The sequence below is a fragment of the Pontibacter saemangeumensis genome, from assembly GCF_039541895.1.
In the GTDB taxonomy this organism is placed as follows: domain Bacteria; phylum Bacteroidota; class Bacteroidia; order Cytophagales; family Hymenobacteraceae; genus Pontibacter; species Pontibacter saemangeumensis.
The window spans coordinates 537,908-557,339 of sequence record NZ_BAABHC010000016.1; the positions used below are offsets into that span (position 1 = coordinate 537,908).

Annotated in this window: 15 protein-coding genes; 4 read left to right on the forward strand and 11 right to left on the reverse strand. The window is 53.5% G+C overall.

Going from position 1 to position 19,432, the window contains the following annotated elements; genetic code table 11:
- Window positions 1–18 precede the first annotated feature (18 nt).
- The gene (locus ABD920_RS16290; protein WP_345160539.1) at window positions 19–1,005 is read left to right on the forward strand and encodes a helix-turn-helix domain-containing protein; all 987 of its coding nucleotides are present in this window, start codon (window positions 19–21) and stop codon (window positions 1,003–1,005) included.
- A gap of 120 nt (window positions 1,006–1,125) precedes the next feature.
- On the opposite strand, the gene ABD920_RS16295 is transcribed toward ABD920_RS16290, so the two are convergent.
- On the reverse strand, window positions 1,126–1,410 hold the full coding sequence (locus tag ABD920_RS16295) for a hypothetical protein (protein WP_345160541.1): 285 nt from the start codon (window positions 1,408–1,410) through the stop codon (window positions 1,126–1,128).
- 223 nt (window positions 1,411–1,633) lie between these two features.
- On the opposite strand from ABD920_RS16295, the gene ABD920_RS16300 reads away from it, so the two are divergent.
- The 3 genes from ABD920_RS16300 to ABD920_RS16310 all read left to right on the forward strand — a co-directional run bounded on the left by ABD920_RS16300 (window position 1,634) and on the right by ABD920_RS16310 (window position 3,913).
- Window positions 1,634–1,966, forward strand: a complete 333-nt coding sequence (locus ABD920_RS16300; protein WP_345160543.1) for an ArsR/SmtB family transcription factor — start codon at window positions 1,634–1,636, stop codon at window positions 1,964–1,966.
- 150 nt (window positions 1,967–2,116) lie between these two features.
- Window positions 2,117–2,962 (forward strand): arsenite methyltransferase, encoded by an 846-nt coding sequence (locus ABD920_RS16305; RefSeq protein ID WP_345160545.1) that lies wholly within the window; start codon window positions 2,117–2,119, stop codon window positions 2,960–2,962.
- 324 nt (window positions 2,963–3,286) lie between these two features.
- Window positions 3,287–3,913 carry a low molecular weight phosphatase family protein gene (locus tag ABD920_RS16310; RefSeq protein ID WP_345160547.1) on the forward strand — a complete coding sequence of 209 codons (627 nt, stop codon included), beginning with the start codon at window positions 3,287–3,289 and terminating at the stop codon, window positions 3,911–3,913.
- Between the two features lie 262 nt (window positions 3,914–4,175).
- Here ABD920_RS16310 and ABD920_RS16315 read toward each other — a convergent pair whose 3' ends face one another.
- The 10 genes from ABD920_RS16315 to ABD920_RS16360 all read right to left on the reverse strand — a co-directional run bounded on the left by ABD920_RS16315 (window position 4,176) and on the right by ABD920_RS16360 (window position 19,062).
- Window positions 4,176–5,129, reverse strand: a complete 954-nt coding sequence (locus ABD920_RS16315; protein ID WP_345160549.1) for a hypothetical protein — start codon at window positions 5,127–5,129, stop codon at window positions 4,176–4,178.
- A gap of 305 nt (window positions 5,130–5,434) precedes the next feature.
- Window positions 5,435–7,429, reverse strand: coding sequence for a heavy metal translocating P-type ATPase (locus ABD920_RS16320; RefSeq protein ID WP_345160550.1), 1,995 nt, complete (start codon window positions 7,427–7,429; stop codon window positions 5,435–5,437).
- A gap of 553 nt (window positions 7,430–7,982) precedes the next feature.
- Window positions 7,983–8,399, reverse strand: coding sequence for a hypothetical protein (locus tag ABD920_RS16325; protein ID WP_345160551.1), 417 nt, complete (start codon window positions 8,397–8,399; stop codon window positions 7,983–7,985).
- A 7-nt stretch (window positions 8,400–8,406) separates the two neighbouring features.
- Window positions 8,407–9,279, reverse strand: coding sequence for a TIGR02587 family membrane protein (locus tag ABD920_RS16330; protein ID WP_345160552.1), 873 nt, complete (start codon window positions 9,277–9,279; stop codon window positions 8,407–8,409).
- Window positions 9,280–10,566: 1,287 nt separating this feature from the next.
- Complete coding sequence (locus ABD920_RS16335; RefSeq protein ID WP_345160554.1) at window positions 10,567–11,340, reverse strand: SDR family NAD(P)-dependent oxidoreductase; 774 nt, start codon at window positions 11,338–11,340, stop codon at window positions 10,567–10,569.
- Window positions 11,341–11,575: 235 nt separating this feature from the next.
- On the reverse strand, window positions 11,576–12,499 hold the full coding sequence (locus ABD920_RS16340; protein WP_345160555.1) for a hypothetical protein: 924 nt from the start codon (window positions 12,497–12,499) through the stop codon (window positions 11,576–11,578).
- A gap of 124 nt (window positions 12,500–12,623) precedes the next feature.
- Window positions 12,624–12,992 (reverse strand): hypothetical protein, encoded by a 369-nt coding sequence (locus tag ABD920_RS16345; RefSeq protein WP_345160556.1) that lies wholly within the window; start codon window positions 12,990–12,992, stop codon window positions 12,624–12,626.
- Window positions 12,993–13,021: 29 nt separating this feature from the next.
- The gene (locus ABD920_RS16350) at window positions 13,022–14,566 is read right to left on the reverse strand and encodes a 4Fe-4S binding protein (protein ID WP_345160557.1); all 1,545 of its coding nucleotides are present in this window, start codon (window positions 14,564–14,566) and stop codon (window positions 13,022–13,024) included.
- Between the two features lie 2 nt (window positions 14,567–14,568).
- Complete coding sequence (locus ABD920_RS16355) at window positions 14,569–15,939, reverse strand: NAD(P)/FAD-dependent oxidoreductase (RefSeq protein ID WP_345160558.1); 1,371 nt, start codon at window positions 15,937–15,939, stop codon at window positions 14,569–14,571.
- Window positions 15,940–16,215: 276 nt separating this feature from the next.
- Window positions 16,216–19,062, reverse strand: a complete 2,847-nt coding sequence (locus ABD920_RS16360) for a triple tyrosine motif-containing protein (protein WP_345160559.1) — start codon at window positions 19,060–19,062, stop codon at window positions 16,216–16,218.
- Between the last annotated feature and the right edge of the window lie 370 nt (window positions 19,063–19,432).

Below are 19,432 nucleotides of genomic sequence, written 5' to 3' on the forward strand. Positions count from 1 at the left end.
TATCGAAAAAGGAATTTTATGAAGGTGACTTCCAAAGTAGATGTTGTACAGGAGTGGATCTGCTGTGAAGAGATTTCACCGGGATACGACATCAGCCAGCCCTTGCAGGAGAAAGAAGTGGTGCTGCAGGACCCGGCCATCTCTTTCCTGCGCAGCTACCAGGCCTGCGCGTGCGGCTTGCTCCTCATCGACACGGAAATGGCCTTCACCCGCCCGGTGCAGGACCGGTATGAGGTAACCGGCGAGAGCATTATGCTCGGTTTTTACCTTGATGGGGACGCCTCCGCAGATGTAACAGGCTTTGGGCCCCGGAAAGCATTTTCACCCAACACGCAGTATATATGCTACACCCCGCACTTTCAGGCCCTTTATAGAATGCCTCCCCACCGGCGGCACCACTACTTCCTGGTGATTCTATCGCTGGAGTTTTACTTCCGGCTTATGCACCAGCAGAGTTTCCTGCACAAAGAGTTCGCCGCCCGGGTGCTGCAGGGCCAGCACACCTACCTGAACAGCGAGCCGATGGAAATTACCGCCGAGATGAAGTGGGTGATCCATGATATCCGGAACTGCCAGCGGAACCCGGCCCTCAAGCGGTTATATATAGAAGCGAAAGTGGCGGAGCTGCTGGTGTTGCAACTGGAGCAGTGGCACGACCAACTGCAGCCGCGCCACAGCCTGCTGCGCGGCGATGACCAGGAGCGCATTGCCGAAGCTAAAGCTATCCTGGAGAAGAATTTCGTGAACCCGCCGAACATACAGGAGCTGGCGCGGCTTGTTTACCTGAACGAGCACAAACTGAAGCAGGGATTCAAGGCGTGCTGCAACCACACGGTGCACGGCTATGTGGTGTGGCTTCGGATGCAAAAAGCAAAACAACTGCTCCGGCAATCGCAGCAGCGCATCGGCGACATTGCCTATGAAGTGGGGTATAAAAACGCCGCGCACTTTACGGCCGCCTTCAAAAAGCATTTTGGTTTCCTGCCCAGCGAGATCAAATCGTAAGTGAACCTATAGCATCAGGACACAAAAAAAGGAGAGCTGGCTGCTCTCCTTTTTATATATAAATGTGTCACTTCCTGTTGATATGCTTCCTGATCTGTGGCAACAAACAACCAGGAGCTGTTAGTAGCCTCTGCGCTTTGCCTGCTCTTCCAGCGCCTTCAGTTCATGCTTGGCGGCCTTCAGCCTGTTCTTCGCGGCCTTTTCACGCTGCTCCGCTTCTTCCGCGTAGCGCTCCGCCTCCTGCACGTCCCTTTCCAGCGACTCAATTTCCTGCTGCTGCGCCCGCACGGCCGGGTCATCAGAATAACCTCCGCCTCCGAAAACTGAGCAGCCCATCATAAAAGGCAGCAGCAGTACGGCAGCACCTGCCCTGGTTTTGGTATATATATAAGTCAATGTTTTCATATGTTTTTTAGGATTGATTCACTTTAACTTACGGAGCCGCCCAAAAGTGGTTCAAACGCTGGTTGTGAAGCTTTTTGCCGCCCTGTTCAGCTGACTCTCCCCTGCTCAGGAGTGTAACTACCGGTCAGGAAGATATGTTTGCTTTTTTTAAACCAATGCATACGAAACTTTTTTTAGTTTATTCAGTTATTATCGTAACTTTACGATCATAAATAAAAAATATATGGGAGCAAGCAAGACAGCCGCATTCACGGATACCGACATCCATCTGGCGAAATACGCCAAAGCGCTGGCGCACCCGGCCCGCGTGGCGATTCTGCGCATTCTGCTGGAGCGCCGGGCCTGCATCTGCGGCGACATTGTGGAGGAGCTGCCGCTGTCGCAGTCGACGGTGTCGCAGCACCTGAAAGAGTTGAAGGAAGCCGGGCTGATACAGGGTGACATTGACGGCAAGAAAGTGTGCTACTGCATTGACGCACGCGCCTGGAAACAGGCCCAGCAGATGCTGCACGTGCTTTTCTCAGACTACAAACCTTGCGACACGAACTGCTGCTAAAAAAATTTGGGCTAAATGATCGTAATAAACCGATTAAAAAGAAGGGACTATAAAAATATCACCTGCCATCCTGCTTATCTAAATTCAGGCTGAAGAGCCATATATAAAAATACTATATATAAATTTATTCAACTTAAAAGCAATAAGACCATGAACAACGCAGAAGAACTGAAGAAACTCGTTAAGGAGAAATACGGCGAAATTGCCCTGCAAAGCAAGGAGCAAAATGAAACCTCCTGCTGCGGCGCCACCGGCTGCTGCACCGTGGACTACGCCATTTTCGCGGATAATTACACCCAGTTGGAGGGGTATAACCCCGATGCAGACCTTGGGCTGGGCTGCGGCGTGCCCACCGAGTTTGCCCAAATCAAGCCTGGCGATGTGGTGGTAGACCTGGGCTCCGGCGCTGGCAACGATTGCTTTGTGGCACGCGCCATCGTAGGCGATACCGGCAAGGTACTGGGCGTGGACATGACGGAGGCCATGATCGCCAAGGCCCGTGACAACGCCGAAAAGCTGGGTTTCCATAATGTGGAGTTCCGGCAGGGGGAGATCGAGGATCTGCCTGTGGCCGCCAACCGCGCCGATGTGGTGATCAGCAACTGCGTGCTCAACCTGGTGCCGGACAAGCGCAAGGCCTTCGCCGAAACCTTCCGCGTCCTGAAGCCGGGGGGGCATTTCAGCATTTCGGATGTGGTGCTGGTGGGTAACCTGCCCGCTGAACTGGTAGAAGCGAGCGAACTGTATGCCGGCTGCGTTTCGGGGGCCATTCAGAAGGAGGAGTACCTGCAGATCATTCGGGAAGCCGGGTTTGAGAACGTGACGGTGCAGAAGGAGAAAGCGATTCAGGTACCGGACGAGATCCTGAAAGACTACCTCAGCGAGGAGGAAATCCGCTCCTTCCGCGCGAGCAGCACCGGCATTTTCAGCATCACGGTATATGGCGACAAGCCCGCCGCCTCAGCCTGCTGCGCCCCCGGCTCCAACTGCTGCTAAGCATTCCTCTCCCACCGCGCTCAGAAGTGCGGTGGGAGTATTTATTGCAGCTCCTATTTACTTCCATCCATGGTTAAAATACCGCTTCCCTTTAATTTAAAGGAAGAGGCCATATAGGAAAGAAGTTTAGGCGGCTGGGTATTAAGTGTAAAAAGCAGGGACCCGCCGCACAATCATCGGTGTATCGCGTCTCGTTCTTCCATTCGAGTCAATCACTATCCATCCTGATGGAGCACTCGTAAACGTGGCGTTCTGGTTCAGAAGAAAATACTACCTCAACGAAGCAAAACCTTTTTCTTGATCTTCAACCCACCTATATAAATTATGGAACTCTATACCCCACTCAGTGACACTGTACAGGCCCTGGAGCAGGAGTTCGGCCTGGTTCCGCCGGAAAGAAAGCAGCGCCTGCAACAGCTAACCGCCTATATACAGCAGAAACAGGCGCAGGGCCAGCCGGTGCGTCTAAACTTCATCTGCACCCATAATTCCCGCAGGAGCCATATGGCGCAGTTGTGGGCACTCGCCGCCGCCACGCGGTATGGCATAGCGGATGTTACCTGTTTTTCGGGTGGCACCGAGGCGACGGCTTTCAACCCCAAGGCCGTGAAAGCGATGCAGCTTGTCGGGTTTCGCATTGAGAGGAGCGGTGACGGGGATAACCCAATCTATCAGGCCAGTCATGCGCCGGAGCAGCCGGCAGTGCAGGTATGGTCTAAAGCAGTAACCGACGCCGCGAACCCGGCCACAGCCTTCGCCGCCATTATGACCTGCTCCGATGCCGACCGGAACTGCCCTTTTGTACCCGGGACAGAACTCCGCCTCGCCCTCCCTTATGAAGACCCGAAGGCTTTTGACGGCACACCCCAGGAAGCAGAAAAATACACAGAGCGGGCGCGCCAGATAGGGCGTGAGCTGCTCTATGCGTTTCACTGGTTAAAGAAGAAGTAGTTCGTTATATATATGTCAGGCTTCAGCAGGCGCTTCCAATCCAGTAGGGTGGTGAAGAATGCCATGTGCTGCTGCTCAAAAATTCGGTGTTATCGTAGGTTAGTTGTTGGTGATAACACCAACAACGGCGGGAAGTAATATTCTTATTAGATTTCAGCAGCTTTTTCTGCCTCATGAAGTGGCTTAAACCATTCCCACATTTCATCTAATGTTGAAAAATTATCAGGAACTGGATTCCCATCTTGAAATGCCTCGCTAGGAGTTAGAGGAAAACACCAATGATGATAACTTTCAAAAGTTCGTCTAGGTGGTTTGCTAAACTACAGTCAAAGAAACTTTTATGATAATCGTAGTGATGAGAATGTATAAATTCGTTCCAAGATTCCTTTACATCATCTTCCTTACGAATATCAATCAACTCGAACTGTTCGTAAGCTCTAGCATCAACTTCACCCCAAGCTTCCTTAAGTAGATCAATGGCTTCGACATCAGTTTGGGGAGCACTGTAGCCAAACACTGTAACTCTTTTAGCTTCCTTTAAATCCCGTTGTAGTCTGATCCATTGGGACTTTATGTATGGATCAACATTGTAATCTTTATGTGTTACAGGATATAGTAATTTTATCGGCTCGAAGTAGCATAAATCACCATTTGCTGTATATGCGTTATACTTGCTTGGCCCGCTGGCATCATGAGTTGCATCATACCCTATACTAACACATCCATGTAAGAATAAGATTTTTGGAGGGAACTGATAAAGATTATCACATTCTCTTAATGATCTTCCTTCAGTAAAAAATGGTTGATTACGGCTCCATGCTTGGTGTAGAAAAGGGTCCCAATTAAAAGTAGCTATAGTATCTTTTGCCCTTAAAGAGAGAACTAAATAATCATATATTGTTGGCTCTACTGGTAACTTCATTCCGCTGAAATAATCATAAATCCTTTTGTTAATTTCTATTATTTCAGATGATAAAGGATTCAGATCATAAAGCTTGCTGTAAAGAATTTCGAAGTTATCATGATATACACCATCAGGAAGAGCGTCAACAATATCACGAAGGCCAACTACATCAGTGATATTATACATTGATGGCAACTCTTTGCCTGTAGCTTCTGGGTTTCTTCTTGTAGAAGCTATGCTTGCACCTGCCCCAAGTATTACAACATGTGGTTTCCCTCCGTATACTTTAGTGATTTCTTCTTCGCGTGTCATAAATATGATCTGAATATAGTATAAATACTTTCGGCCGTTGTTGGTGTTAGCACCAACAACTAAGCACTCACCCTAATCCTATCCCCTCAAGATTCTTCCGAATCCGCTTCTCCAATAGGACGCTTTGCTCAAACTGAGTTAGTTAGGAGATCCGCTGTTTAAACAGGAATATAGGCAGAAGGTACTGAAACTTATAAAAACTATACTATAGATAATATATTTTTTGGTGAAAATATAAAAGTCTGCAGCAGCAGCTACAGACTTTCCAGGCAAGTGGCACAGGTTATATAGTTATTTCCCCCACATCAGAACTTTATCCGCTGGATGCGGACGGCATTCAGGATTGCCAGCAGCGCTACCCCCACATCGGCGAACACGGCTTCCCACATGGTGGCCAGTCCGCCGGCACCTAAGAGCAGCACCGCGGCTTTCACGGCAAAAGCCATCCCGATGTTCTGCCACACCACCTGCTTTGTCTTGCGGCCAATGGAAATCGCCGTCGCTATTTTGGAAGGCTGGTCAGTTTGTATCACGACATCGGCCGTTTCAATGGCGGCGTCAGAACCCAGGCCGCCCATCGCGATGCCCACATCCGACAGGGTGATCACGGGTGCGTCGTTGATGCCGTCTCCCACAAAAGCGACTTTCTTCTGCTGCGCTTTCAGCTCCTCTACTTTAGCCACCTTGTCCTGCGGCAGTAGCCCGCCGTAGGCCGCATCCAGTTGCAGTTCCTTCGCCACTTTCTGCACGATGGCCTCCTTGTCGCCCGACAGCATGACCAGGTGCTTCACCCCCTGGCGTCGCATCGCTTTAACGGCGGCAACTGCATCGGGCTTCAGTTTATCGGCAATGATGATGTGGCCGGCGTAGCTGCCGTCGATGGCCACCAGCACCGTGGTCTCGGGGTTTTCATCTATGGCACTGTCATATGTCACGCCGTGGCGGCGCAGCAACTTACCGTTACCAGCCAGCACCTCGCGCCCTGCCACCATGCCCTTCACGCCATGGCCCGGGATCTCCTGTACCTGCAGAGCCTGCAAATGAGCCTTTCGGGCATAGTCTGTTACGGCTTGTGCCACCGGGTGCGTAGATACCGACTCGACAGCCGCCACATAGTCCAGGAACTCCTGGGCATCAGGCCATACCGTCTTTACCTCCTGCACCTTGAACACGCCTTCCGTCAGCGTGCCGGTTTTGTCCATCACCACCGTGTCCACCTGCGTGATCATATCGAGGAAATTGGCCCCTTTAAACAGGATACCGTTGCGGGAGGCGGCCCCGATACCCCCGAAATAACCAAGCGGAATAGAAACGACCAGGGCACAGGGGCAGGAAACCACCAGGAACACGAGCGCGCGGTAAAACCAGTCGCCAAAAACATAGCTGCTGACGAAGAAGTACGGCAGCACCGTGATAGCCAATGCCAGGAAGAAAACAATGGGCGTATACACTTTGGCAAAGCGCGTGATGAACTGCTGAGTTTTTGCCTTGCGGCTACCCGCCTGCTCCATCAGCTGCAGGATCTTGGACAGGGCACTGTCTTCGTATGCGGCCGTAACCTGCAGAATGGCTGCCGTGTTCAAATTCAGCATGCCCGCCAGCACACGGTCGCCTTTGTGCTTGGTGTCAGGCTTTGCCTCACCCGTAAGGGCCGCCGTGTTGAAGGAGGCAGCTTCCGACTGCAGGTCCCCGTCCAGGGCCACTTTCTCACCCGGCCGCACCAGAATGCGCTCCCCTACCCGTACATTCCGCGCGGGAACGCTGGTGGTGCCGCTGGCGGTCTGCAGGTTCACCATATCCGGGCGGTTGTCTATCAGCGCCTTGATGGATTTCCGTGACCGCACCACCGCTGCCTCCTGAAAATGCTCCCCTACCACGTAGAAAAGCATGACTGCCACGCCCTCTGCATACTCCCCTAAATAGAACGCACCCAGTGTGGCCACGGTCATCAGCAGAAACTCGTTAAAGAAGCTGCTGCGCATGCTGGTGATGGCATGCCACACCACGCGCCAGCCCACCAGCACAAAGGCCAGCGCGAAAACCGCGAACCGGGCCAGGCCCGTGAACCAGGCTGCATCCGTGTAATCGAGGGCAATACCTGTCAGTAACAGCACCAGGCTCAGGATGGTGGGTATATAGGAAGCCTTCGCCTCCTCTACCGCCTGCTGCCCGGCGGCAGCACTGCATGCCCCGCCCCCGCAACATGCATCGTCCTGTGGGCCGGGCGCAGCCGCTGTCCTCGGCGAGGTCATTTCCAAGGGTATAAATTCTGTTGCTGTGTCTTCGCTATCGTGCTTCATTCTAAATTTTAAGCTTTATCTTATTTTTACGCAGACAGCCGTTAAAAGCTCTTATTTTACATGTAATCATCTGGCTTCTAAACAGGTATCCTGGTTCAAAGGGCCCTTGTTAGGGAGATTTCCAGCCGCCATGGCGCAAGTACGTATTATACAAACTTACTACACGCACCGCTGTTTCCTGTTACATCATTTCGAAGAAGAGTTGCATGTTTACTCGCCCGCGTTCCTGCAGGAATATACCTCCTATATTTGGTAAAGCCACCTTCCCTTTATTATGCAGCACGGTTTAAATCAATACAACAAGGTACCACATCTGAAGTTCCTTGTTCCAGGAAAGCTAATGGGAGGGATTTGAAAGCGATGCGAGTCCTAGGGTGCCATTAGCAGAGGATTAGCACGAAGAGGCAAGATTTATGGAGGAAAAGCCGAAGAATGTCACAGGAAATATCCCTGAACATATAGCTGCCATCCTGCTCCATCAGTTGAAAGGTAGCCTTCTGGCATTGAAGACGGCCTGATAGCCTTGTATGATGAAATAACCTGTGCTCTTTGCTTAGGGTTTCTGATAACTGGCTACCCTGGCCGACACAGCACTTTTGGTGGCGGGTTTTTGGGAGAAGTTCACCCAGCCCTCCCGCTTCGACTCCTGCGGTACAAAGTTCAGGTGCAGCTCTGCTTTCTCCACCTCTTTGCCGTCCTGCTGCAGCACCACTTCCACCTGCACCGACTCAGCTGTCTCGCCACCGGTGTTTTCCACCTCTACGTGGTAGCGGTATGGCTGCATTTCCGTCGGCTCTGGCCAAAACTGCACCGAAAGCTCGGGGGAAGTGGGCTTGTGGTGGTACGTCTGGTATCCCAGGTAAGCGAGAATCGAGAGCACCAGCAGCAAACTCAGCCAAAACACCGCCCATTCCAGCAGATTCTTCTGGTCCTTGATCTCTTTCTTCTCCTTTTTGTGTTTGACTTCCATCAGGTCGTTATTTAATCAGCAGGCGCCCTGCCGAGGCTCCCAGGGAAGCGATCACGCCGAGCGTAATGCACTGGGCGAATGCGTTCCAGAAGCTCATGTTGTCGAAGCGCCCGAAAAACCACAGCACGAAAGCCGAAGCCCCAAGCGCGATAAGATAAGAAATACAGGTGTCGTAGAGGATGGTGTAGGCCAGATGGCCGGACATTTTTGGGGACGTGCCCTTAAAATCGCTGAAGTAGACAACTACCGTCCCCAGCAGCAACGACACCAGGGCCATCAGCAACACATGGACCGGTTCGGCCTCTACGGCAATCATCAGGATCTCTTCGGTCGGGGCCACGTTGCCGCCCACCAGGATGGCGCCGCACAGGGCAAGCACCGCCGTGGCAACTTTCCCCCTGTCCTGGTTTCCGCGCTGCCCGCCTCCCTCCGCCTTTAAACTGTCGCTCCCCTGCTCGTCTTCCTCTTTGTTCACGCCCAACTGCGCGGTGCCTACGGATACGCCAATCGAAACCGCCATGGCCTCGATCACCACCTTGCTCATCACCTCCTCCACCGACATGTCGTACAGGGTGATGCGGTTCAGAATCAGCAGCACGCAAAACGAGAGGGCGATGCCGATGCCCATCTCCTCCACCGAGTCGACAAACACGCTGCGCCACGAAGCATCCTCCCGCATGCCAGCAAAGCGGTTGTAGCCTAGCAGCAGCAGGTACGTAACGGCAACCAGCAACATCAGCTGCGCAGGTGAGGCAATAAAGCCGGCCCACCACATTTCCATGGTATAGAGCAGCGGAAAGCTGAAGAGCAAGCCCCCTGTGATCCCGCGGGCGTATTCCTTCAGCGACTGCGACACTGGCCTGCTTAAGCTTTCCTTCATCTATCGTTGTACAGTTTCAATGTATGGATTTTTTAACTTTTATATATGCCAAGCATGAGGTAATTGCACCCATATATCTGTTTCGCTATACATGGGAGGTGTCAGAATTTACGTTGATGTATACCAAGAGTTAAACAAGGGTGGCTTTTTAAGTACTTACACTTAATTAAATGCGTTTTTTACCCGAATAGCGCTTGAGTTGGTGTACTATTTGTTTAAGCAGTCCCGTCACAAACTTTGCTCTATTTCTGGTATCGTGCGGGCATCCCGAACAAAAATAGCCTGCAAAAAATTGCAGGCTATTTTTATACATTTCAGAACATAGGCATGTTGTGAAACCAAGTAAACCAAACTAAAGCTATCGTGAGTTCTTTATTATTAAAACGTTATTATTCCAGTTCCCGGCTGCTGGTTGATTTATGGTACCGTTGGCTGACAGCACCATAGTTGAAATGTATGAAATCATGGTAAGACCCGACCGCAGGGTTTAGCTCCTGCATGTGCTCTACTGCATCAAGTGCAGTTGCCACTAGGGCGTAACCTCCACTGCTATGCTTTTTGGACTCTATTACACCGGTTCTGACGCTTCCAGAATCACTTGAAGGCCGACTTACCATAATGCCTGGTCCCACGCCAGCCACTGGTTTTTGAAGTTTATATGATCTGGTGTTGCGTTGCCTGCTGTAGCCCGCCTTCATCATCCCTTTTGCTTTCATAGTGAAAAATTAAGTGAAGGAGTGCGCGAGGGATGCATCCTGCCATCATGAAGAGTAAAAATGGCAAAGGACGCGCTGAATAATAGCTCTATAATGGGTGAGGGGGTTCTTTAGCAAGACGTAAGGAGAGCCGCCCTCAGCACCCATTAAAGTTTGGCTGCTCCTTCGCCTTGTAAAACTAAAGAAACTATAGAACCATAGGCTTTAACCTAAGGCCTCTTCAAGAAGAATTCCTTTTGGTTAGCTGCTTTTGTAATATGAAGATACGGTCTGCCTGCTATCATGTCAACTGAACGGCGGGTGATTACGTGTTTATTACCCTGAAATACCATCTTACCGCAACCTGCCCGAACTATTGCCACGGGAGGCAGTATCTGCAGGGATGCATGTGCCGCCTGCTGGTGCAAAAGGCTTCACCGGCTGCTCATGTATTGAAGGCCACCTGGAAGCAGGAACAGGTGCGACTGATACTTAGGCTTGAAAACAATGAAAAACAGCGGTTTCAGGCACAGCCATATAGGCGAGGCAGCCCGTCTGAGAGGGGTACTGGGCGCAACACCCTTGCCGCTGCCTATGCAACAGGGCCCAGGCTCAAGGCTCCATCCATGGTGTAGGTGGCCCCGGAGCAGTAATCCGAATCGGGGGATGCGAGAAAATGGGCCAGTTTGGCGATCTCCTCCGGCCGGGCCGCGCGCTTGAGCGGAATTCGCTGCAGTTCTGCGGCGCGCGCCTCCAGCCTGCTCTGTTCCTCCTGTATATAAGGCAGGTGCACCATCCCCGGCACCAGGTTATTGACGCAGATACCGTACTCCGCCACCTCCAGGGCCAGGATGCGCGAAAGGTTCAGGATGGCTCCTTTGGTGCATTCGTAGTCGGCAGCGCCGGCGCGTGTTACCTGCTGCTGCACCGGGGTGATGTGGATGATCTTACCATTCCCGCCTTTTTCCAGGCGGTGGTTAACGAAGCGGCGGGCACAGAAAAAACAGCTGTCTACGTTGGTGGCGAAAGCATCGCGCCAGCGCTCCGTCGGGAGTTCGGCTACCTTTGTGCCAGCGGCGCCCATGCCGGCGATATGCACTAGGATATATAACTGGCCGAACTCCCTGATCGCGCTGTCAAAAAGCGCCTCTACCTGCTCTTCGTCACTTGTGTCTGCCTGAATCACCAGGGCGCGCTGCCCATGCTGCTTCACCTGGTGAAACGTTTGCTGGGCCCCGTCCTCATCGTAGAGGTAACTGATGGCAACGTTCGCACCGTCCCGCGCCAACGCAATGGCCGTGGACTGCCCAATGCCCGCGTCAGAGCCGATGATGATCGCAGTTTTGCCTTCAAGTCGCTTCTCCATGTTGGAATATTCTTTCGGCGTAAGGAATATCACGCTTTCCTAATCCTGCTTTCTCTGAGGTAGCAAGGGAGTCATGGTTATCCCATATATGCAGATACATGAAAGCCCATCTACGGATAGATGGGCCTCTTTAATCTTATTACTCTGAACCATGAGGAATGTTGCTGCTTCTATCGATATTTTTATTTCAATTTTATATATAACTTAACAATGTCCCCCTATATAAATAGCCCGGTTAATCCTGGAGGCGCAGCTCTCTGCGGAGCGGCTGGAAAGCGTTTCCGTTTTTTGTCCAGTAGTCCTGCAGCATGATGGCTTTGCGGGTGGCCCTGCTCACCTCCTGCTGCCCGTTCTCCAGCTTCCGCACCTCTTCCCAACCCGCTATCTCATAGGGGAAAGCAGAGGTGAAGAAGATGCGCAGTTCCCGCGGGTAGTCGGTGTAAGTGACGGTGCAGGTGCTGAGCTGGTTTGCCGCGAAGCCTGCCATTGCCTGCTCTGCGGGCGCGAGGGCCACCGTGGCGGTATGGGCCGCAAAGGGTATATGGGTGAGGCGCAGGTCGAGCAGGCCCGGGATCAGCCGGAGCTGACCGTTCGGCACCTCCTTTGGGTTCAGGCGGATGAGGTTCCAGATATCGTCCTCGGCACGGGCATCGAGGGTTAGCTGCTGGTCGCCCTCCTGCTCAAAATAAGAGTGCAGCCGCACCTGGTACTGCCCCGCCTGCTGGTTTAGCTGCGTGTACGTCTGCCCGCACCACTCCTGCACGCTGCCTGCCATCTTCACGGCAGGTACTTTGTCATATACCGGCGTAAAAGCAGACAGCATCATGGAATATGGGTATATGCCCGTTAGGAAGTTCTTCGTCATGTTGAGCTTCAGCACTTTCTGCGCATCCGCCTCGTGCTCCTGCGGGTTGTCCAGCTTCACCTGTTTCTGCCGGGAGAAATCCTCCGTGACGAAGATGAGCACGGCCTCGCCGCTGCGTTTCTCGCCGTAGCGGTACTGCTCTAAATCATAGGTATTCAGCTCGGCCTTTCCCTGGTACCAATAATCCCCGAACGCATCAAAATCTACGCTGCGCTCACTCCGGGCGGCCTCATCATTCAGTTGGCTGCAGGCGGCAACGGAGAACAGCAGGAAAAGGTAGCCGAATAGTGTCATCTTTTTATGGTTGAAATTTCAGGAAACAGGCCACTCAGGGCCCTCTTTATATATGCACGATGCCTGCGGATATAGCATTGAAGCTGCAGGAACTCACAATCATGCTGCTTTTCAGAAAGCAACCCTACAGGGCAGCACGACTCCGCAAGGCAGCCTGAAGCGCAGCTTTTAGTTCTTCCAGGTTCTTCAGCCTGTTCAGTTCGGTGGCGCCCAATACCACCTCCGCCGCGTGCGCCCCTCTCTGCAGGGCCACCAGTGGATAAGCCGCATGCGCCGCCTTGAATTGCCACTCGTCGCGGTATATAAACTCGGCTTCCAGCGGCAGGCCTTTGATATAATCCGCCCACTCCTGCTTCATGGTGAAGGTACCGTGTGTGAGGGCGCACAGGTTACAGTTGTACGTGGCCGGAGAAATGGCCTTGTGGGCAAAATCCGTCAGCTTGTTTAAGAGCCCTGTCTCCGCGTTATATATAAACTGCAGCTTCGGTTTCATTTCATGTTGTCTACATGTGCACGCTCAATTTACTGCCATATGGTAGCAGAGTCGTTGCCGGTGAGGATGGGAATATCGGTGATGCGGCCCTGCTCCGGTCCGTTCTCGAGCTTCAGCACCCCGCGCGGGCACACGGTGGCGCAGATGCCGCAGCCCACGCAGGAGGCGCGCACGATGTTCTGGCCGCGCTGCGCGTACCAGCGCACGTCGATGCCCATCTCGCAGTAGGTGGAGCAGTTGCCGCAGGAAATGCACTGGCCGCCGTTTGTCGTTATCCGGAACCTGGACTTGAACCGCTGCACGATGCCGATGTAGGCCGCCAGCGGGCAGCCGTAACGGCACCACACGCGGTTGCCCATCAGCGGGTAAAACCCGACGCCGATCACACCGGCGAACGCGGCGCTGATCAGGAAGCCGTACCACTGCTGCACCACCCCCGTCGCGCCGCCCAGCATCTCGAAACCGGAGAAGTAGTTGGCGAGGGTCATACCTGTCATCACCACGGCGAACACCAGCACGCTGTGCACCATTATCCGCTCCACGTTCCAGGCTTTCAGCGACTTGTCGGAGAGGTGGCGGAAAGGGTCGCCGGCGGTTTCGGCCAGGCCGCCGCAGCCGCACACCCAGCTGCAGTACCACCGCTTGCCGTAGAAGTACGTCATCAGGGGCACGCCCAGCACCACCAGGATAATGCCCCACATCAGCATGAACATGCCCACCGCGCCGCTGCTCAGGAAATTTTCCACGCGGTACTCAAAAAAGAAGGTATAGTCGAGCGGCCATATGTTCTTGAGGTCCTGCCAGGGTTTGTTGAGCAGCACCAGAATCTCCGGAATCAGGAAGGCGAAGGACAGCTGGAAGAACATGACGGAGGCGGTGCGCAGCGTCTGGTATTTGTTGCCCCGGTGCTTGCGGAACATCCGGATGCCCATCACCAGGATCGCCAGGGTATAGATGAGCCCGTACATAAACCACGTACTGGCCAGGTTGCCGGAGAGCGCCAGGCTGATGGGGTCGGCCAGCAGCACCATGTTGGAAAGGTAGGCCGGGAACCAGTAGAGGATGATATAGAAAAGGATCAGGTAGGTGCCGAGCACAACCCCAATCCAGCCCCGCGACTTGAGGGAGGAGAACATAATGCCGTTGTGCTTCACGCCCTCCGGCTCGTGCCGGTACAGGGGCAGCACGAACAGCAGCCCGCCCAGGGCGCCCACAAACACGGTCAGTAGCAGCAACAGCAGCTTGTTATCGGCCACAAACCCGATGCTGGCCGCTTTAGTGACGGAGAAGGCATAATCGTCCCAGATCACCTGCTCGTACTGCCCCTCCATCTTCAGCTGGTCGTTGTAGGCGCCGAAATACCCGTTAAAGTCGCCGACGAAGGCAAAAGTGGAGCTGTAGGTTTTGTCCAGCATGGGCGCCAGTTCCTCCTGCAGGACAGGGTAATGCTCCGGCTTCACCGCCTCTTTCAGCACGGCTTCCGTCAGCCTGAACTGCCCCAGAAACACGAGCGATGTAAAAAAGGCCAGCGCCGCTAAAAGGAGGACTAAGCCTGTTTTTTGTATATAGGTCATGTCTATCGGCTGAAAAATGAGAACAGCCCCTTTTTCTTCCGGGGTTGCAGGGAAGTACCGAACTGTGCGTTGTATGCACCGATGATGGCAGAATGGTGCCGGTCGTAAAACTCCGGGTTGAAATCTGCCTCCTCCATCAGCTGCAGCACTTTCTCTATTGACCAGCCTTCTTTGATAGCCCGGTCAAAGAAGTTGTGGCGCAGGCGCATCCCGAAGGCGTTCACCCCGGTGACCGCCTTTGTATCCGGGTTGAACACGGCTCTAAAACAGATTTTGCCGCCAGGGTGTTCCCAGTACAGCGACTGCAGTTCCTCTCCCCACGCGGCGGGCACCACGCCATATGTCTGAAACTCGATGTCGAGGAACTTGGCGGAGTTGAACCAGGGGCCCGGGCGGTAAGGCACCCGCTTTTCGGTGAGGCTGTAGGCAAGAGTTTCGCCGTGCATGCGGCCCGTGTACCATGTCTGCTCAATGCTGCGGCGGCCAGTCGGAGGCGTCCGCAGCTCCGCGCAGTCCCCGATGGCATATACCCCCGGCAGGTTGGTGGCGAAGTAATCATCCACCAGAATGCCGCGGTTCGTTTCGAGCGCCGTGTCTTTCACCAGCGCAATGTTCGGGCTCACACCCACGGAGATCCCCACGAAGCTGCAATCGATCTGCTCGCCTGTGGAGGCCACCACGCCTTTCACCCGACCGGTGCCATCGTCCTGAATCTCCTCCAGCTCATGTATCAGCCGCAGGTCGATGTGATGCTCCAGCACGTGGCGGTTCACGAGCTGCGCCTCCTGCACCGGCAGCACATTTCCCCAGAAGTTCTCCTCCCGCACCAGGAACGTGACCGGTATATGGCGGCTGCGCAGCATCTCCGCCAGCTCAATCCCGATGAGGCCGCCGCCCACCACCACCGCCCGCTGGCAGTTGCGGGTGTTCACCTCCATTTCCTCCAGGTCCTGCAGGCTGTAAAGCCCCTGCACGCCCTTCAGGTCCTGCCCCGGCCAGCCGTACTTGTTTGGTGTGGAGCCGGTGGCCAGTATCAGTGTGTCATAAATAAGCGGGGGCTGCTTTTGCAGCTGCAGCGTCTTTTGCTCAAAGTCGATGTGCGTGACCCAATCATATATAAGTCGCAGCCTGTTTTTCTCCCAGAACCAGGTCTCATACGGTTTTGTGTGCCCGTAGGTCAGGTGGCCCATATAGATATACATCAGTGCCGTGCGCGAGAAAAAGTGCTCCGACTCCCCGGAGATAAGGGTGATCTGCGCGGCGCTGTCCCGCTTGCGGATATGGCGCGCGCAGGTAACCCCCGCTATGCCGTTCCCGATGATGACGATGCGACGCCCCTCTGTATTCGATTTAAGTGCTGCTTTATCCCTCACGCGCAACCTGGTTCTGTAAGACGCCTTTGCTACACCTATATAGGTAAGGTATAGCTTGTATATGGCAGGTATAACTTGCTTGCTTAAATTTATGCATTTTTGTACGCACTATCCTATATATCATGGAGGAGTGAGCTTTGTCTTCAGAGTCAGTTGCCTGCCGGAGAAATGCCGGTCTGCTTAAGCACACCTTTATATATAAGCTGATGTGGTTTCAACCATTTAGCCGGACAGTTGTTCAGGGCCTGGTTCTATGGCGGCAGGACTCCCTATAACTCAGAACTTCAGCATGAAGTCGGTCAGGTTCTCACTTCTATCCAGCTCCAGGCGCTTGCGGAGGCGGTAACGGCCTATCTCCACCCCCCTGACGGAGATGTTGAGGAGCTGTGCGATCTCTTTGGTGGTGAGGTTCAGGCGCAGGTACGTGCTCAGCTTTATTTCCTGCGGCGTGAGGTTCGGGTACTTCCCCTGCAGCCTGTTGGTAAAGTCGCCATGCACGTGGTTGAAGTGAAGCTCAAACTGGTTCCAGTCAGCGTCGCTCGTAATGTTTTGCTCGATGTTCCTAATGATCCGCTTCAGTTCATCGCCATGGCTGGGGCGCTCGCTTTTCCGGATGATCCCCTGCAGGTCCTGCTTCACGGTGTTCAGCAGCTCGTTCTTGTTGATGAGGTGAAAGGTGGAGGACGTCAGCTCCCGGTTCATGTGGTCTATCTCGGACTGCTGCTTCTCGTGCCGCAGCCGCAGGATTTCCTGCTCGTTGAGCTTCGTTACCTCCAGCACCTCCGACTCCTTCTCGCTCAGCCTGCGCTCCTGGTCCCGCATCAACCGGTTTTTCTCGCGCTTAAAGCGCTTATCCACCTGGTGAAAGAAGGTGCCCAGCAGGAAAAAGCCCGCCACTATATAGGCAAAAAAGGCGATGCGGCTCCTGTAAAATGGGGGGTGCACCTTAAAGGCGAAGCTTTTGCTTTCGCTGGTGGTGCCGTACACATTCCTGGACCGCACCCGGAACACATAATCGCCCTCCGACAAATTGGTGTACTCCTTCTCTGTTTTGCCCGTCCATTCCGACCAGCTTTTGTCGAAATTCTCCAGCAAGTACTGGTACTGCGTCTTTTCGGGGCTCTCAAAAAAGGAGGAGGCATAGGCAAAGCGCAGCGAGTTCAGCTCATAGGGCAGCTCATATGTCGCCTCCTCCGAAACCACCCGCTCACTGAACAGAAGCGAATCCACCTCCTGCGACGTACTGATGACCTGGGTAAGCTGGGTGTTAAACGGGTGCATGACCTTCTGTTTGCCTGCGTTATAGTGGACAAACCCATCCTTGGCCCCGAACAGGACGTTGTTCAGGTCCAGCACGCGGATATAGCTCAGGTCGTCGTTCAGCCGGTCGCGGATGGTCTGGAACAGCCGGTCTTCAATGGAAGGTTTCCCGAACTTGTCAAACGAAAGCCTACCCACCCGCTGGTTTGAGATGAAATAGATGTTGCCCAGTAGGTCTTCCTCCATCTCCACCAGGTGCTCGCCTTCCCGGAAATAGGAGCTAAACTCCTCATCCTTCACAAAGCGGTCGCGTTGCGGGTCGTAGCGGTAGATGCCGTACATGGCCGGGAACACCAACTGGTTCCGGATCAGCTCCATGTTTACCAGCAAGTCAGACGGCAGGCCGTCCTTGGAGTTGTAAAAGCGTGTTTTTGTTATTCTCCCGTAGCTGTCATCGAAACTGATCTTGAAAATCCCTTTGTAACCGTGAGCCATCCACAGCGTGCCGCTGCCGTCAAAGCTCAGTACCCTGGACGACTCTTCAAAGCCCCCGTACTTCCGGACAAGCCGCAATCGCCCGTTTACGGCCTCCACCAGGCTGATGCCGTCGTAGGAACCCACGATATAAAACCCCGGCTTACCCGGCACGGGCACGAAATCCCACGCGCCCTTTCCGGCATACAGCAGGCTGGCCATGGCGTTATCAACTATATAGGGGCCTTTATGATGCCCCATCAGGAGCAGGTCGCCAAACCCGCGCAACTGGTACACCTGCCCATTGCTGTTGGGCACCAGCGAGAAGCCCCTGTACGCCCCTGCCCGATCCGACCTATATAACCCGCTGTTGGTTCCGATGTATAATTTCTCGTCTTGCTGATAAGCCGCGTACCCGGACCCTGACACGCCCGTGGTTGCGTCTATCCGGCTGAAAGGGGAGCTTAGCTCCACCATTGACAAGCCGTTGTTCAGGGCCAGCCACAGGTTTCCGTGCACATCCTGGTACAGGGCATGCACGGTATTGTCATGGATGCCGTCGCGGCGGGTAAGGTGCAGGAGAACCTCCCCATTTTTGTTCATCAGGTACAGCCCGTCATTTTGCGTGCCGAGTGCGAATGTGCCGTCTTTCAGCATAACAGCCTGGTTGATAATTGTTTCCTGCAAGGCCGCCTGGTTCGCCATGGGCAGGGCGGTCGCCTTGTTCCCGTCGTAGAGATAGATGCCGTCGTTGATGGTAAAGACGATCAATTGCTTTCCCCCGTAAGGCAACACGGAGGCGATCTGCCTGTTCGCGAAGAATTCCCCTCCGGGCAGCAGGCGCAGCCTGTTCCCCTCCAGCACCGACAGCCCCACGTTCCATTCCAGGGCATAGAGCTGTTCGTTTACTTTAAAGGAGAACTCAAGCGGGTTGCCCGGCACGATGACCTGCAACGGCTTACCCGGCTGAAAGGCATACAGGTATTTAAAGGTGCAGAAGTAGACCTTACCGCCGATCTCATATATGCGCCACACTTCGTCAAACCTGCGGTACTCCTCCGGGATACTGTCCAGCAACGAGTGATACTCTAACTTACCGACGCCATCAGGTTCAAAGTACCCGAAATCAGCCTGGCTTCCTATATAGATGCGTCCGTTTGAACTTGTATGAACTGACCGGACTTTGGTGCCACGCTGCATGGGGTAATTAGTCCACAACGACCCGTCAAACTCCAGCATCCCGAAGTTGTTAGCAACATATAAAACCTCCCGGTTATCCTGCACGATGCCCCAACTCTGGATACCTCCCGCAAACTCATCTGTGCTGAAGTTCCTGATAAACGGGTTCCCGAAAAAATACTGCTGTGCAGACAGGCTGGCTGCCGTCATAATGAAGCATAACAGGAGAACCGTCCGCACAAAAGAAATGAATGAAAGCATGAGTGAGTGCCGTTGCCTCCTAAAGGTAAAAAACATTCCTGATGTAGCGTAACATTTACGTGCAGTAAAACTGCTGTAATTATGAAAATGCCTTTACACTAGCTTAAAAGCATATTCAGGTACCTCTGACGTAGTTTTGCTGTAATTTGTCCGAAACCGCTGATGTAGTCATGATGTAAGGCTTTCTTTGTGCCCCCTACTTGGAATACCTTACTTGAACGACAGAAAAAGTGATCACTTGATCCACTTTCCGGCCATCATATTTGCCAGCGGTTTTACCCCCTGAAAGAAAGTTCTCATCACAAAAAAGCAGGATACA